Genomic DNA, 15,895 nt, shown 5'->3' on the forward strand with positions numbered 1-15,895 from the left:
GTCCCTTTCCCCGAGCTTGGTGCTGTCGCCGCCCGTCCGGCAATCGCCGTTTGCTTGCCCGACGGCTCAGGGTCGTATGATCGGGAACGGCGAGAGCCAGTCCCATCAGGGTCAGCACTGAAGTCAAAAAGCCCTCCGTCTGGCGCAGCCGCAGGCCGAACACCAGTCTCAGCGTCAGGGCAGTTTCAATCGCCAGATCGGAATAACGCGGCTGTCCACCGCGCGTTGTCCGCTTCGGCGCCTGCCAGGACGACAGCGCCTCCGGCGTCATCCAAAGCATCAGGCTGCCACGTCGGCGAAGACCAGCCTCGTACTCTGCTCAGTTCGTGACCTGGAACTTCATCTTGCCAATACGATGGCGGCGGGAGGCGTTGTGCTTGAAAGGCATCGTGGCGGAGACCGGTTATTGAGCTGGCCACCGCACCTAACCCACCGCGATTAACGATCCGCGCACCAACGTCCCACGGCTACAAAACGCCAGCCGAAGTGTTCATGGCGCATTTGCACGAAAAGGGCTGATCCCCTACCCTAAACGCCGGCATGATGCACTTGGGTGAGCTTCTCCATTTGGTTTGCAATAACAAAGTCTAGTGGTGCACAATGACCTGTCCCAACTGACCACCGAAGGGAGTGACCAAATGCAGCATTGGTTGGACAGACTGACTGATCTCTCGGCGATCAGGGGTGACGAGAAAATCCTCAAGCAAGCCTTGGCACACCTTACGAAACAAGCCGGCTTCCAAGGCTACGCCTATCTACACATCCAGCCCGGTCACACGATTGCTGCGTCCAACTATCATCCCGAATGGCGAGAGACTTATTTCCAACGGAATTTAGCGGCCATCGATCCGGTCGTTAGACGCGCCAAGTCCTTCAAACAGCTCTTCACCTGGAGCGGCGAACAAAACAGACACCGCCTGTCCAAAGCTGAGCGGGCGTTTTACGCCGAGGCCGCCGACTTCGGCATTCGCTCCGGCATCACCATTCCCGTCAAGGCAGCAAACGGATCTACGTCAATGTTCACGCTTGCCTCCGAGAAAACCATGATCGAGCTTGAACGTGATATCGATGCTGTGGCCGCCGCCGCAGCTGTGGGGCAACTCCATGCCCGTATGTCTTTCCTGCCCTTGACGCCGAGTGAACAGCACCCAGCCTGGCTGGATCCCAAGGAAGCCGCCTATCTCCATTGGATTTCCGTCGGTAAAACGATGGACGAAGCCGCCGATCTGGAGGGTGTCAAATACAACTCCGTCAAAAGCAAGCTCGAAGAAGCCAGGAAGCGGTTTCAGATTCACACCATGCCGCACCTGGTGGCACTGGCCATCCGGGCAGGGCTCATCTGAGCGAACGCATCAATTGACGGATACGTTTGGGATATAGCCCAGAACTCCAACGAGCGTATTGAGGGCGTTCATCTGCGCGTGCATCGCGATCATTGCTTCCACGTATTCGAGATGCTGCGCGCCTCCAACAGCTTTTCCCGTTTTATGGTCTGCTGGCAATGCCTGGAATAACTGATCAGCCTTGTCCACGAGTTGTCTGTGGAGCCGGATGGCACTGATCGTTAAAGTCTCGATGTCTGCGGTGTCCAGGCCCCGGGTAAGCCCGATCACCGGGCGCAGTTCACTGCTATCCGACACTGTCGCGTCACTCAAATTCATTACCAATCCTCCCGACGTTTCGTCTGCGGTCCGCCCCGCAAATGTCTATCCATGATCCCCAACCGGGGTTGAAACCTCCACCCGGAGCCCTGTAACCGTTGGCACGGAAGCGCACGGACATACATCAAATCAAAACGATGCGACATTTCTCACAGATGCCCCTCACCTATCCACTCCTTCTTGAGAAGCAAACACCTGGTTCAGATAAATTCCGATCATTCTGCCGCATGAGCATACGGGGCTCGCCCGTTCATGAATCATCCTTTGACGTCTGGGGATCACTGCCCCCTTCAGCAGCTAGAGTGCAGAGCATGAGAGCCGTCTCGTAGGATTTTTCGAAAGCGGGAACGGGCAGGAATTCGAAGCGAGAATGGAAATTGTAAGCGCCGGTAAAGAAATTCGGGGTCGGTAGACCTCGGGCAGACAGCGCTGCCCCGTCGGTTCCTCCACGCATTGGGGTTAGCTTTCTTTCGATCCCGAGCCTGTCCAAGGCGCTGAACAGCAATTCGGCCGAGCGATTGTCGCCCTGGAGGTAGTCCCCGATGTTATGATAGGTATCGGTCACGCTGTACTGCACCGATCCTGAAGGGTATTGCGACCCGATCCGCTCCACGACATCGTCGATACGCTGTTTCCGCTGCTCGAATTTGACCTTGTCGAAGTCACGGATCATGACCTTGAGCCGGGCCTCACTGTCGTTGGCAACAAGATCCTTGAACCAGAAATACCCCTCGCGTTTCTCCGTGCGTTCCGGTGTTTCGTTACGGTCGAAGTGGGATATGAAGTCGAGCGCCATCAGCAGCGGATTGACCAGCACGCCCTTTGCCGACATCGGATGAGCGCTGACGCCGGTAAAGGCGATCTCACCAGATGCGGCATTGAAGTTTTCCACGACGACTTCGCCAAGTTCGCAACAGTCGATGGTGTAGGCGAAGTCGCATGGGAAGCGGCTCAGATCGAGCGCCTTGGCGCCCCTCAGCCCGATTTCCTCGTCCGGAACGAAGGCGACGACAATGTCGCCGTGAGGCTGCGACAAGTTGAGATTGGCAAGCAACGTCATGATGACCGAAATGGCTGCCTTGTTATCCGCCCCGAGTACGCTCGTGCCGTCACCGAGAATAATATCCTGGTTCTGCCAGGGCAGAATTTCCGGATGTTCCGCGATCCGCAACCAGATGTCCTTCTCCGGATTGAGGCACAGATCCAGCCCCTCGAAGCGTTTGATTTGAGGCCGGATTACCGGAGAGAGGCCGACATCGACCGTATCGAGATGCGCGATGAAACCGACGCGCGGGGCGCCCGGGCTATTGCCGCGCTTTACGCCCGTCACGATCGCATGCTCGTCGACCACGACGTCATCAACGCCGAGACCACGCATCTCCTCCGCCAGCAGCCTGGCGAGTTCAAGCTGCCCCGGAGAAGATGGCAAATGCGTGGAAGCGGAATTACTCTGGCTTTCTATGGCAACGTAGCGGAAAAATCGGCCGATAAGCTCGTCGCGAACGCCCGTTGTTCCTTGTTCAGTCGATTCCATTCAATTTCCTCATAGGCGATGAATGATTATGCTCTTGGGTGGCGATGCCCGGTAAGTATCCGATGGCTGTCATCCGTCCCCTCACCTCCAGATCACAGGAGCGTCCAAAGCCCGGAACCACATAACGATCAGGCCGAAAAATTAGATGCGAAGAATACCTATCCCGCCTTCCAATTCGATCTGTACGCCCAGACTTTCCGATTGCTTCTTGAATCGTTGCAGGATTCGTTCAGCGCTTCCTCCCGTCACCAGGTGTGGAACCAATCGGCTTTCGAGCAAGCGATCCTTCAATCCGTCTTCTCCGCCGATCACGATAGGATAGAAGCTGATGTCGATCAGATCGTTATCCTGCCGGTAAGAGCACACACCGACAACGCTCTCCCAGACCTCAGGCGCTCGCCATGACGATTTTTCCGACCTGACATGGAAGATGAAGTTGCCGAGGCTGTAAAAAATCGGACGGCGGCGATAGATTTCCATGGGCTGTAGCACCGGAGCGCCGTGGCTGACGAACATCGCCGCACCTGCGTCGATGCATTGTTTTGCAACGCCGCTCACCCACTCCGGTACCTCGTACCAGTCAGATGCCCAGTGGTGATGGTGCAGATAGGCTATGACGAGGCAGCCATCCCTGGCAGAGGAAGCAATTGCCTCGAGGTTCCGAGTAATATCGTACTCGTCAATTTTGACGCTCCTGCCGAATATCTCCGATCGTTTGAAGATTGCGCGAGCGATACCAATCTCCTCATGCGGATCAACATACGAAGGGTCGTCGGGCTGGCTGTCATTGGTGAGGTCAATCGCGGTGTAGCCAACACTGTCCCGAATGGAGCGAAGCTGCCCGAAGGCTGCGTCATCGACCTTGATGACCTGCGAAAGACGCAGCCGGTTCACGCCGGGGCGCGCAGGGCGGCCTATGTCTGCATTCGCTGCATACATGAAGTCGGGACCCGGCCCCCCGTCCATCGCGACGATGGCGACACGTCGTCCGCCGATTGTTCCGGTGCCTGCCTTTGCTGCCTCGAATTGGTTGCGACCGAGGCCGGCATGGAGGAAACCTCGCTTCTCGACCTCTTCCAGGGTCGAGAGCACACCGGACGGGCCAAGATCAAACGCATGATTGTTCGAGAGCGAAAGTGCCCGAAACCCGGTCGCCTGAAGCACATCCAGGACGACAGGATCGCTACAGCCGAAGAATGATCCCTTGAGCGGCCATCCACCATGGCTTCCAAGGATCGTTCCCTCAAAATTGGTGAACGAAAGATCCGCGCGGTTAAGCAGGGCCTGTACCTCCTGAAACGCCGGAGCACGGATAGCACGGATGTCGTATTTTATAAGGGATTGGCCCGTGACGGCCAATGTGAACCTGTCATTCATATGTCACCTTTGGGGCGGCGAAAGCCGCCGATGTTCGGAAACCCGATATTGAACACTGGGCCGCCGTCGCGGGGCTATGGCCCAGCAACACTCAGCGCGTGAACCGGAGAGGCCGGGCCTCGATGAGGGTGCGTGTGTAGGGATTCCGGGATTGCGAGAAGATGAAGTCCGAGGATCCGAAATCCTCGACCCGGCCGTCCTTCAAAATATATACGGAACTGCAGAGCTGCTGCACGACGGCAAGGTCATGGGAGATGAAGATCATCGTCATATCCCTCTCGGCGATGCTGTCTTTGAGAAGCTTGACGATTTCGGCTTGCACGGACACATCGAGCGCTGAGGTCGGCTCGTCCGCAATGATGATCTCAGGTCTCGCCAACAGAGCCCGCGCGATACAGACGCGCTGCTTCTGACCGCCCGATAGCTGATGCGGATAGCGGGCAAGCAAGGTCCGCGAGAGACCAAGCTGATCCATCATCGTCCCGACATCCGCGGGTTCTTCACCAGAACACATATCCGCGCCAAAGCGGATGCTTTCATGCAATGTCTCGCCGATGGTCATTCTGGGATTGAGCGAAACCGAGGGATCCTGAAAGACCATCTGCACACGTCCGAGGAGGCCGCTGCGGCGGCCGCTCTTCGAAACATCGAACTCGTTTCCGCCGATCGTCACCCGTCCCACTGAGGCCGTGTCCAGCCCGGCGATGATTCGGCCGAGCGTCGTCTTTCCGCTTCCACTCTCCCCGACAATGCCGGTGATCTCACCGCGCGCCAGCCGTATGCTTGCGTCGCGCAACGCAAACTTTGCGCTATTTCGGCCAACGCTCCGTGAGAACCCATGTGAGGAGAAGCTTTTCGAAACACCCTCTGCGACGAGAAGCACCTTGGCACCCTCTCCGCAATCGGAAGACATGGTCCGGCTGCCATTGGTTCCTGGCTCTACTGCAGCCGCCGATATCCGCAGCCGCGGAACTGCGGCAAGCAGGCTGCGGGTGTAGTCGTTTGCGGGCGCATCGAGAATGATCCCGGTGCGATCCTGTTCCACCACCTGGCCCTTTCGCATGACGAGAACCCGATCGGTTATCTCGGACACCACACCCATGTCGTGGGTGACCAGGACGATGGAGACGCCGGTCTCATCGACGAGGGTTCGAAGGAGTGTCAGAATCTGCTTCTGGACCGTGGCATCCAGTGCTGAGGTCGGCTCGTCGGCGATGATGATGTCGGAAGATCCCGCCAGAGCGATCGCGATAACCACCCGCTGTCTTTGCCCTCCGGAGAACTGATGCGGATAATTGCCATATCGACGCTGCGGCTCCGGAATGCCAACGCGGGCCAGGAGCTCGAGTGCACGTGAGCGAGCATCACGTCTCGAGACAGAGCTGTCGACGGCGAGGATGGTTTCCTCTACCTGTGCGCCGACGCTCATCAGGGGGTCGAGCGAGGCGGTATGATCCTGGAAGATGGCGGATATCCGCCGTCCTCGGGCGGCGCCCTCCCCTTTTCCCATGGCGTCGATGGGTTTGCCGTCGAATTCGATCGTACCCGACATCACCTCAAACTCAGGCGCAAGCAAGCCGAGGACGGCATTGCCCAATGTTGACTTTCCAGCCCCCGATTCACCGATGACGCCGAGGATCTCGCCGCGCCCAAGCGCGAAACTCACATCGGTCAAAATCGTCACCGGCCCGGACGCAGAGCGATGGCGAAGGCCGAGGTTCTTCACCTGAAGCAGAGGCGTTCTTCCAGTGTTTTGAGTCATACCGGACGGCTCCTTGGATCGAGACGGCGTCGGACATCTTCACCGACGAGATTGATGCTTGCGATCAGCCCAAAGAGAGCCAAGCCAGGAAAAAGGCTGATCCAGTATTGGCCGGTCAAAAGGTACTGGAAGCCGTTTGCGACCGTAGAGCCTAGGGAGGGCTTGTCGATCGGAACGCCGAGGCCAAGAAAGGACAAGGTTGCTTCGAGCGCGACGGCATGGCCGACTTCAATCGGGATCAAGGTCACGGCCGGCGCGATGCTGTTCGGGAGCAGATGACGAAAAATGATCCGAGATGTCGGCAACCGCATGAGCCGGGCCGCATCCATGTAGGATTTGTTCGTCTCACTGAGTGCCACGCTGCGCGCCAACCGGGCATAACTTGCCCACTGGGCGATAATCAGCGCCAGAATGATCCGGTCAATTCCAGGCCCGAGGGTGACGATCGCGATCAAGGCGATGAGGATCGTCGGCAGGCTGAGCTGAAGGTCGACGAGCCGCATAATGACAATATCGGCCCACTTGCCGAAATAGGCAGCACTGACACCTGCCGTCAGCCCGATCAGGGCGGCGATGGCCGCACTGGTGACAGACACCACGAGGCTGATGCGCAAGCCGTAGAGGATACAGCTGACGATATCCCTGCCGAGCCCGTCCGTTCCGAGCAGGTAAAGATAGCCGCCGCTGCCCCACGTACCCGGAGGAGAGGATGCCTCCCACCCGTAGATTTGCAGGGGGTCGTATGGGTTTTGCGGCGCGATCGCCGGTGCGGCAAGGGCAAGCAGGATGTAGGCCACAAGCAGGATTTTGGACGGGCTCAGCGTTTGCCATTGAGGACGCCGGTTCAACGCCCGGAGAATGTGAGCTTTCATGGCAGTTCCCTTTATGAAGACAGGCGCACGCGCGGGTCGAGCACGGCATGGAAGAGATCGACAAAGGCATTGAGGGCGACGAAGGCGACCGAGATGAAGGTCAATGTCGCCATCACCACCGGCCGGTCGAGGAGCTGGATGGAGTCGATCAGGAGCTTGCCGACGCCCGGCCACGAGAAAATCGATTCCACCACCACCGCAAAGGCGAGCATGCCGCCGAATTGCAGGCCGATGATCGTCATGATCGGCACGCTGATGTTCGGCAGAGTGTGGCGAAGCAGGATCCTTCGTGGGGAAAGCCCTTTCGCGCGGCAAAACCTCGTAAAGTCCAGGCTCTCGACTTCGATCGTGCCGGATCGCGAAAGCCGCGCGATAAGCGCGATGTTCGGTATTGCCAGCGCAAGCGCCGGAAGAACCATGTGCCAGACGCCCTCCCGGGTCAGGACGCTCCACTCCTGCCCCATGAAGCTCGCCGTCGCGCCCCTGCCCCCGGATGGAAACCAGCCCGTTAGGATGGCGCCGATGAGAATCAGCATCATGCTCAGCCAGAATGACGGGACGCTGAGTGCGAACACGCTCGATCTGAGCACGCTCCGGTCGAGCAGTGTTCCCCTCCTCCGGCCGGCCAGGAGCCCCACTCCTGTTCCGGCCGGAGCCGCGATGAGCATCGCGATACATGCGAGCTCAAGCGTCGCGGGAAGCTTGCTCATCACCAGTTCCAGAGCCGGCAGATGATAGATGTAAGAGGTTCCGAAGTTTCCATGGACGACGTTGTCGATGAAAAGGAGGTACTGGCGCCAGATCGGCTGATCCAGTCCCAGCGCGACAGTCGCGCGCTGGATATCCTCAGGCGTGGCGGTTTCGATGTTGACGATGTTGAAGACCGGATTGCCGATGCTGTGAATGCCGACAAAACCGATCAACGACATGGCAAGGAGGAGAAGGAAGGCTTGGCCCAGCCTTCCGAATGCTGCTGAAATCAAGGCCATGGTTCTCACTCCGTCGTTGGAAGCGTCTGCATCGCGGTCGTCCAGCCGCGGGGATGCATCACATAGGAGCCAATCCGCGGGCCGAAGCCGACGATGTGATGGAAGTGATAGAGGGGAATGATCGGCTGGTCGGCCATCACGAAATCCGTCGCTTCGGCAAGCGCCTTGTTTCGCTCCGGGCCTTCCTGGATGCTTTCCGCCTTTGCAAGCATCGCGTCGAAGGCCTGGTTCCGATAATGCCCGAAGTTCAAGGCTCCGGTTCCCCGTTCGGGATTTGGCGAGGCCAGGAGAGCATGGAGAATGATGTCGACCGCCTCGCCGGATGTGCCGCCGTACCACGCGGCAAAGTCGCCGCTAGCGCGCTTGGTGTTGAAGACCGAGAACGGAAAGGCGGTGGGCTGGACGGTGACCCCGATGCGCGCCCAGCTTTGCGCGATCGCCTGGAGGCTCTCACCGTCGCCGGGATAGCGGCCGGCAGGTCCGGCGAGAACAACGTTGAAGCCGTTCGGAAAGCCTGCCTTTGTGAGGAGCGCCTTCGCTTCGTCGTAATTCGGATCCTCCGGCTTCAGATTGGACGAAGTGCCCGGCAGACCGCCCGGGAAAACCTGTGTCGCGGCCGTACCGTAACCGGCAAGGATCTTGTCGACCAGAATTCCGCGATCCGTCGCCATCGCAAGCGCGCGCCGCACTAAGGGGTCCTTGAAGGGGTTGGGGATCTGCTCGCCGGATTTGCTCGTCACGCCGGGAAGTGTTTCTCTTTCCACGTCGAACTGCAGGAAATTGACACGCGCCGCACTGACGCTCTCGATCCTCGCGCCCCGCTGTTTGAGCGAGGCCACGTCGCGTGCCGGAATGGCGTCCGCAACGTCGACATCCCCGGTGGCCAAAGCCGCCACCCGCGCCGCAGGATTCTCGATGATCCGGAACGTCACCTCGGACCAAGCGGGTCTGCCGCCCCAATAGTCGTCGTTCCTCGTAAGCTTCAGCATCTCACCGGAACTCCAGCTCTCGAACTTATAAGGCCCGGTGCCGACGGGAGGACTTCCGGCATTGAGCTCCTCCGTGGTCTGGAACCCCTGCCCCGGTCGATGCATCACGAAGATCGAGGAAAAGGCCAGCGGCAGGTTGGGGACATTGCCGTTCGTATCGATGACAACGGTGAGAGGATCGGGCGCCGAGACCGCCTTGATCTCGGTGACATATGAGCGAAAGCCGCCGCTTGGTGAGTTCAGGAAATCCCTAATGCGCGCAATAGTGTAGACGACATCGTCTGCGGTGAAGGGCGAGCCGTCATGAAAGCGGACGTTTTCCCGCAGCTTGAATTCCCATTGCGTGCCGGACGTCGCACGCCAGGAGACGGCAAGGCCGGGCTTCAGGTCGAGACGCTCATCCTGATAGACGAGCCGTTCGTAGATATGAGAGAGCAGCGAGGTGTTTTCGTTGAGATTCGCGTAATGCGGATCGAGTGTCATCAACTTGTACGACGTCGCGATCCGCAGCTCCTGCGCCTGTGCCGGTCCAGCCAGGACGCTCCACAGCGGGACCAAAACCAGCGCTGCCAACAGCACGAGCGGACGAAATGAATTTCCCTGTTTCACCATGAGGTTCCCATTTTTTTGATTTTTCGCCGCAGCTGGCGACCCTGTGGCAGAATTGCTCCCACCACGCGTTCATCACCGAAGCGATGTTCTCAAACATCCGGCTTGCGCCTTTTGCTCAGCGATCTTCTAGGTTTCGGGCGCGTGCGGTTGTGATCCGACCATCGCAAAGAGCCGGGCTTCGAGCCCCTGTCCTCGAAGGCGTGATTCGATCAGCCGTTGTCGGGATGCACGCCATTCATGCGAGATCGCGAAGGCAAGATCGTTATTGCCAACGTCCAGAAGTGCGGCAAGTGAGGCTGAAAGCCCCGGATATGTCGGTAAAGACGCCGCCACGAGCGAATGGAAGTTGCTCCCCCGGGTGACCGGAGGCAAAGTTCTGCTATTGTCGGAATCAGTCATGATCCGAGCTCCTGACAGCTTGGTTGTGGTTAGGCTGAAACCGGTGGTCGAAACACCGATTTCAGCCGTTATGGGCGTTTTCATATCACTTAGTCGTAAAGTCTTCAATGAGAAATTGAAAAAATGAATGGAATTACGGGAGCTCAAATTAGAGCGGCGAGAGCGCTGCTCCGATGGTCCGCTGAAGATCTCGCGAAGGCAGCAAGTATTGGCGTTACGACGATACGCCGTTCGGAGGCGGAAGACGGACAACCATCGATTACGGCTGCAAATCTGAAACTTATCAGGATAATCTTTGAGGACGCCGGGATTGAATTCATCCCGGAAAATGGCGGCGGCGTCGGAGTGCGGTTCAAGAAGCCGGCTACTTGAGGTTCCTCGGCGACAGGGCAGGCATGAAACCAACCCTGTCGATAAACGCCATCGGCTATGACCTCGCACCCTTTCCTTCGTCTCGGATCACGCTGTATGGCGGCTTTGGAGAGGAAATTAACATTCCGCCGTCACATAAATTGGCGCTCCAGCAGAACTCTATTTAACATTTCGCCGACATGCTGATTAACGTTTCGCCAAACCCTAATTGCCGTCATCCATTGCGTTAATTAACATCTGCCCTTGCCAATTTGACACCGCACAATGCTCGGCAAAAGGGTTCCCAAGCTCGCCCTCGCAATTGGAAGGTCATAGTCAGCGTAAATTATTGATCCATTTTAATGGGTTGATTTTTTCACAATATGGCTTTATTTGAACCATCAAAGGGGTCAGTAAATGCGACTAGCGCTTCAAATCCATTTTGATGGTGAGTGGCATCAAGCTGCGACGCTTGAGATAAAAGATGACGACACAGGCTATCAGGGCGCGTCGATCGTCGACTATGACCTCGATTACTTCATAGGGGTAGCTTCTCAGGAATTCGCGTCGGGTAAAGCGGTTTGCGATCTTCGCGCGCTGTCTGTCCGCTATCCGGTGGACCTCGAGAACCGATATGGCCCTCATTGGCCTCCCTTCCTTCTGGACCTGATGCCCCAAGGGCACGCGAGGCGAAGGCTCGCCGAACATCTCGGACTCGTGGAAGCGGCGCGCGCATCCGATCTTCCCTTGCTTCTTCGGGCAGCGGCAGGCGGAATTGGCAATGTGCGAATTAAAGAAGCGGCTGACGCGGAAGCGGAACGTTTGCATGGCGTGCAGCGCCAAGGTGTCACCGAGGCTGAAATCCTGGAGCGCTCGGACCGGTTCATGGAAGTCGCCGATCGTTTCGGAATGCTTGCCTCCGGCTCAAGCGGCCTTCAGGGCGAATGGCCGAAAGTTTCGATGACCAAAACAACCGATGGACTGTACTACCCGGACAGTTTCGTCGCCGACGATGAGGCGGTACGTCATGTCATTGTCAAGCTGGTTCGCAGCACCGAGCCGATGGATCGCCTGATCCTTGAGGGCGAAGCACTCTATTCCCGCATTGCCGCCGAAATCGGCCTGAATGTCAGTGAAGTCTCAACTTACGCGGAAGGCGTACTAATCATCCCTCGTTTCGATCGGCGAAAAGGGCAAAATGGTCAAGTGCTGCGCCTCGGCCAAGAAAGTCTGGTGTCGGCCATCGGCGTTGCCGATTTCGGCCATATCGGCGCGCACGAAGTCTATATCGACATCCTGAAACGATATTCGTCCGATCCGCTCGCGGACATAGTCGAATACCTGAAGCGCGACATTGCCAACCTTGCGCTTGGCAACCCCGACAATCACGGCCGGAATTCGGCCTTGAGCAAGCTTCCTGACGGAACTATTCGACTGTCGCCGCTATTCGATTTCGCACCCATGCGGCTCGCCAAGGAAGGAATTATTCGCTCCACGCGCTGGGCTTCCATGCGCGATGTAGGCCGCGATCACCTTCCCGATTGGAAACTGATCTGCGCCGAGCTTATGCCCGATCCGGATGCACAGGTGCGCCTCACGACCGCGCTCAGCCAATTTGCCGAGCGCTTGCGTCAGGCGCCCCAAATGGCAAAGGACATCGGCGCGCCGCCCGAAATTCTTGATCGAGCCATGATCCGCTGCACCGAGATGGCAGACAGTGTTTCAACGGCCTGCGCGTAGCACCGGAAAGGAGCGGATCAGATGGCTCGCTGGAAAAAGCCCACGAAAGAAGAAATTCTGGAGCACCGCCGAAATCTGGCCGAGCGGGCACGCCAGGGTGCGCTGCGCCTGCCCAGGGCAGTGGTCGAAATCCGCAAGAGCTTCGGCATGACCCAGGAGGAGTTCTCCAAGACGCTTAGCCTGACGCGGCGGCAAGTCGCAGAAATCGAAGCCGGCACAGCAAATCCGACATTTGAAACACTGGACAAGATCGGCCGGCTGTTCGGGTTCACCGTCGGTTTTGTACCAAGGAACGCGCGGGAGGACACCGCGAAATCGCCCTTTGACAGAGAAGAAGAAGCGTGACGGATGGAGACGTCGAAGCTCCTCATCGGTCGAGCCGTCGCACCATGATGACATCGTCGATTTGCCTGTCACCGTCCAGCAGTCCGCCAGGAATCCGGCCGACCTCGATAAATCCATGGCGGTGATAGAAGCCCAATGCCGCCGAATTCTCCGCACTGACCGCAAGCTCCAATTGGAGAATTCCAAGGCATCTCGCATAATCCGAAACCACGTCCAGAAGATCTGCGGCAATTCCTGTCCCGCGTTCGCTCTTTCGCACGTAGACGCTGACCAGCATGGCGCGATGAGCCATTTTGCGCGGGCGAAAGCGCACGAACCCCATGATACCGACAGGTTCGGATTTGCAAAATGCGACAAAGATCGGATCATTCAGCCTTCGGCGCCATTCCTCATCACGGAGGAATTGCCAATCCTCAAATCGGCTCGCAAAGGAAGCCGGTTCACACCGAAGGGCCTCCAGCCGAATGCTCCGGAAAACATCGATCTCGCCAGCGGTAATTCGCCTGATCGATACTCGCTCCACAGCCATGACGGACTCCAGAAAAGTGAAACGGGCTCCTACCGGGGAAGGTTGCGGACCCCAACGAACCATTCGCCGCGTGCAGAGGAATCTCTGCGCAGGCCTTCCAGTCCACAGCGCCGACAGCGGCTGCGAGGACTATGCCCACTGCCACTCCAAGGAAGCAGGGTGAATCGCTTGAGCCCTCATATGCGCCGACAGCTCTGCCCAAATCGGATCGCCGGTGAAACTGGTAAGGTCACCGGCGGCATCCTCCAGAGAGCAGGCGCCATATCTGGCAGCAATCTGCAGCCCAGATCCGTTTTCTTCGATCTCCACGAATGGGGAGCCGTTCATTGGGCGCAGGACCCGGTGCCCCCACATTCCTGGTCGCTCGTCGGCACGCAGTGCGTCAATGAGTTCCCGGTCGGTCGAGACGTCGAGTGCAGTTGCTATGAGATACCGCATCAGGGGATAATAGACGGTCTGGCGGCATCCGCCGAGAACGCGAACGCCCGGGAGGATCGATGTCACCAGAAACGTCATGAGCAGATTCGGCACCAATCGGCGCTGGCGCAGGGAAACCGCGATGCTTTCAGGATCAAACCTCACCTCACGGAACGAAGAGGACCCGCCTGAAAGAACGCCGTCCTGCAAACGCATGGGAAATAACCTGCCATCCTGCAGACCCCAGAAAAAATCGGTCGTCTGGCGGACCCATCCCGCCCACGGTCCGGCGTTGAGCTGATCCACCGTCCTCAAAATCCTGTCCGCAAACCGGCCGGGCCCGGCGAGATGGGTCGATAGCCACGATGCCGAATCCTCGAAATGGTCCGCGACGAGATCGGCAACATCGATATCGTCAAATTGCAGCAGCCGGAGAGGAGGCGGAAACGTACCGCGCCATAGAGACTGATTGGCGGCTTTGATCGCGTCGGCCGCCGACGGAAAGTCAGCGTCCGGCAAAATAGCCTTGAGCCGGCCAGCAGCGGGATTGACGAATCCGCCGCCATTTTGCCGCGCCAGCGCGAAGCGGTAAGGCCCGTTAAAGCCACAAATACTGTAGGGGTCCATCCGGCTTCGAGAGAGGCCGAAGACGTTCACCACTTCGCTGCCGAGCGAAAGCCATCCTGGGCCTTTTTTCGATTTCTCGATGAACTTGACTGTCGAAGAACTGTAGCAGATGTGCCACCGCCGGGCATGAGTGGTGAGGCCGAGTGCACTGAACAGGTGCGTGTAGAATGCATCTGGCTCGATCAGGAGGTGAAGGTGAGGACCGGTTTGTATGACCGGTGCGGTCGCAATTTGCCGACTTGCTTGCTCTGCATCCTGCTGACTGGCACCTGACCTTAACGCGATACGCGTGACAAACGCCCGAAACCGAGCCATCGCGTCGTCGCGGGCGGAGCATCTTCCGCGGGCTCTTTCATCGTAGACCGCACGCGCGTATTCCGTGAGCGGACGTGCCCAGAACCGGGCAAGGTCAGGCATGAGAGAAGACAATGTCCCTCTTACTTCCTCCGCCGCAACCTTGTCGCAAGTGGCACCTAACAGCTCGCTATTCACCTTCGCTACTCTCGCATGAGGGGACCACTATTCAGGCTTCACCGCCGATCGACTGCGGCGGTCGCCAGGCCCAGTCTGCTAGCATCGGATTCCTCTCATGATTCCCAAGGATGTGCGGCAGTTGTTCGTAGCAAAACTCTGACGGTATCGCCGGCCTCACCATCGAACCTACAAAATCACGCAAGGAATCGAGGGAATTGGATGAGACAATCGTGTAGAAATTTCCGCTATTCCACGTAACGATGGTATACTGGAAATACGATCTGAGAGCCGATCGCGTCGTCTTCAGATCGACCTGGAAGTCGAACATCGTATCCAGAATATCACGTCTCTTCTCCACAATCTGCGTTCCGGAAAAGAACCGCGACTTGAACACCTCGTCTTTTTGGCGCTCTCGTTCAAGGTAGGTTTCACTGTCTCGGTGGGTGAGCTTTTGTACTTGCACCAATACACCATTCGGGCTGACTCGAGGCGCTATGAAGCCGGTTTGCTTATCCCGATCCCGGCCGTACATCTGGAACGTCGTATCTTCGAAAAGGACATCATATCCGTCTCGGAAAGGCTGGAGAGTTTCCTCTTTCTCATACCGTTCGTCGTCCAGTTCGAAAAACGGACCGTGATAGAAGTACGCATCGTCGCTGCCTCTCCGGGCGAAAAAGCAGACGCGATTGCCGTCCGTGGGGCTGCAATTGAGGGTTTTCAGACGCCCGTCGCCGAGCTTCGCCAGCGCTCTCGCAAGTGTGCCGGCGCCGGCTCCCAGTGTATAGATCGTCGCAGGGCGTCCGCGGCGCGCCCAGGTTTTCTCCGAAAATGAGAGGATAGCGGCGCCGAGGCGACACTCCTCCTCCAGCCGATAGGGAATGCTTGCAAAATAGTGGCTGTCGAAATGCCCCCACAAACGCCGGTGCGTGTCCCAGAATATCATGCAATCTAGATCGAACGACAGAAGATCCATCTCCGGCTCCGGCCTGCTGAGATCGGGCGCCCCTCCCAGTCCACTGGCTGTTTGTTCAAAGAAAGTTGCAAACGAATTGAGGCGCGGAGCCTTCCGCCACGCATCTATTGTCTTGCTGTCCACCATGGTGCGATCCTCGTTTCGAGCCAAACGACAGGTGCCGCGGTGATCCGGCTTTCGAAACAGCCATCACCGCTCCGCCAATCGCCCCTGCTAGGAGCAATTTTCTTGACTACCCGTGACT

17 protein-coding genes are annotated in these 15,895 nt (G+C 58.0%); 4 read left to right on the top strand and 13 right to left on the bottom strand.

Translation table 11 applies throughout. The features are described from left to right. Positions 1-283, bottom strand: a 283-nt coding sequence (locus tag FHT28_RS30255; RefSeq protein ID WP_246704995.1) for a transposase, incomplete at its 3' end; no start/stop codon positions are given. 355 nt (positions 284-638) lie between these two features. Here FHT28_RS30255 and traR point away from each other — a divergent pair. Then, positions 639-1,343, top strand: coding sequence for a transcriptional regulator TraR (gene traR / locus FHT28_RS30260; protein ID WP_037197774.1), 705 nt, complete (start codon positions 639-641; stop codon positions 1,341-1,343). A 9-nt stretch (positions 1,344-1,352) separates the two neighbouring features. Here the strand turns inward: traR and FHT28_RS30265 are convergent, their stop codons facing one another. The 8 genes from FHT28_RS30265 to FHT28_RS30300 form a co-directional block, all read right to left on the bottom strand. After that, positions 1,353-1,661, bottom strand: coding sequence for a transcriptional repressor TraM (locus FHT28_RS30265; RefSeq protein WP_168598196.1), 309 nt, complete (start codon positions 1,659-1,661; stop codon positions 1,353-1,355). A 250-nt stretch (positions 1,662-1,911) separates the two neighbouring features. Beyond that, positions 1,912-3,195: a peptidase T gene (gene pepT / locus FHT28_RS30270; protein ID WP_168598197.1), complete on the bottom strand. Its 1,284-nt coding sequence runs from the start codon at positions 3,193-3,195 to the stop codon at positions 1,912-1,914. A 141-nt stretch (positions 3,196-3,336) separates the two neighbouring features. Beyond that, positions 3,337-4,572, bottom strand: coding sequence for a CapA family protein (locus tag FHT28_RS30275; protein WP_168598198.1), 1,236 nt, complete (start codon positions 4,570-4,572; stop codon positions 3,337-3,339). Between the two features lie 91 nt (positions 4,573-4,663). Continuing rightward, a complete protein-coding gene (locus FHT28_RS30280; RefSeq protein ID WP_168598199.1) occupies positions 4,664-6,334 on the bottom strand; it encodes an ABC transporter ATP-binding protein in 1,671 nt (556 codons plus the stop codon). Next, a complete protein-coding gene (locus tag FHT28_RS30285; RefSeq protein WP_168598200.1) occupies positions 6,331-7,206 on the bottom strand; it encodes an ABC transporter permease in 876 nt (291 codons plus the stop codon). The genes FHT28_RS30280 and FHT28_RS30285 overlap by 4 nt, the downstream gene beginning before the upstream one ends. 11 nt (positions 7,207-7,217) lie before the next feature. Continuing rightward, on the bottom strand, positions 7,218-8,195 hold the full coding sequence (locus FHT28_RS30290; RefSeq protein WP_168598201.1) for an ABC transporter permease: 978 nt from the start codon (positions 8,193-8,195) through the stop codon (positions 7,218-7,220). Positions 8,196-8,200: 5 nt separating this feature from the next. Continuing rightward, a complete protein-coding gene (locus tag FHT28_RS30295) occupies positions 8,201-9,793 on the bottom strand; it encodes an ABC transporter substrate-binding protein (protein WP_168598282.1) in 1,593 nt (530 codons plus the stop codon). Between the two features lie 129 nt (positions 9,794-9,922). Then, positions 9,923-10,195 (bottom strand): hypothetical protein, encoded by a 273-nt coding sequence (locus FHT28_RS30300; protein WP_168598202.1) that lies wholly within the window; start codon positions 10,193-10,195, stop codon positions 9,923-9,925. A 123-nt stretch (positions 10,196-10,318) separates the two neighbouring features. On the opposite strand from FHT28_RS30300, the gene FHT28_RS36495 reads away from it, so the two are divergent. Further along, the gene (locus FHT28_RS36495; protein WP_047563471.1) at positions 10,319-10,567 is read left to right on the top strand and encodes a helix-turn-helix transcriptional regulator; all 249 of its coding nucleotides are present in this window, start codon (positions 10,319-10,321) and stop codon (positions 10,565-10,567) included. Between the two features lie 402 nt (positions 10,568-10,969). On the opposite strand, the gene FHT28_RS36500 is transcribed toward FHT28_RS36495, so the two are convergent. After that, complete coding sequence (locus FHT28_RS36500) at positions 10,970-11,389, bottom strand: hypothetical protein (RefSeq protein ID WP_246704992.1); 420 nt, start codon at positions 11,387-11,389, stop codon at positions 10,970-10,972. Here FHT28_RS36500 and FHT28_RS36505 point away from each other — a divergent pair. Together FHT28_RS36505 and FHT28_RS30310 are read left to right on the top strand one after the other, a co-directional pair. Next, positions 11,378-12,286, top strand: coding sequence for a HipA domain-containing protein (locus FHT28_RS36505; RefSeq protein ID WP_318284066.1), 909 nt, complete (start codon positions 11,378-11,380; stop codon positions 12,284-12,286). The two genes, FHT28_RS36500 and FHT28_RS36505, sit on opposite strands and share 12 nt — an antisense overlap. A 21-nt stretch (positions 12,287-12,307) precedes the next feature. Next, complete coding sequence (locus FHT28_RS30310) at positions 12,308-12,631, top strand: helix-turn-helix transcriptional regulator (protein WP_047563464.1); 324 nt, start codon at positions 12,308-12,310, stop codon at positions 12,629-12,631. Between the two features lie 22 nt (positions 12,632-12,653). Here FHT28_RS30310 and FHT28_RS30315 read toward each other — a convergent pair whose 3' ends face one another. The 3 genes from FHT28_RS30315 to FHT28_RS30325 all read right to left on the bottom strand — a co-directional run bounded on the left by FHT28_RS30315 (position 12,654) and on the right by FHT28_RS30325 (position 15,777). Further along, positions 12,654-13,160 carry a GNAT family N-acetyltransferase gene (locus FHT28_RS30315; RefSeq protein WP_168598204.1) on the bottom strand — a complete coding sequence of 169 codons (507 nt, stop codon included), beginning with the start codon at positions 13,158-13,160 and terminating at the stop codon, positions 12,654-12,656. A gap of 129 nt (positions 13,161-13,289) precedes the next feature. Further along, positions 13,290-14,696, bottom strand: a complete 1,407-nt coding sequence (locus FHT28_RS30320; protein WP_348645040.1) for a hypothetical protein — start codon at positions 14,694-14,696, stop codon at positions 13,290-13,292. Between the two features lie 31 nt (positions 14,697-14,727). Next, on the bottom strand, positions 14,728-15,777 hold the full coding sequence (locus FHT28_RS30325) for a class I SAM-dependent methyltransferase (RefSeq protein ID WP_168598205.1): 1,050 nt from the start codon (positions 15,775-15,777) through the stop codon (positions 14,728-14,730). Positions 15,778-15,895 lie beyond the last annotated feature (118 nt).

Source organism: Rhizobium sp. SG570, assembly GCF_012275345.1.
In the GTDB taxonomy this organism is placed as follows: Bacteria; Pseudomonadota; Alphaproteobacteria; order Rhizobiales; family Rhizobiaceae; genus Rhizobium; species Rhizobium lusitanum.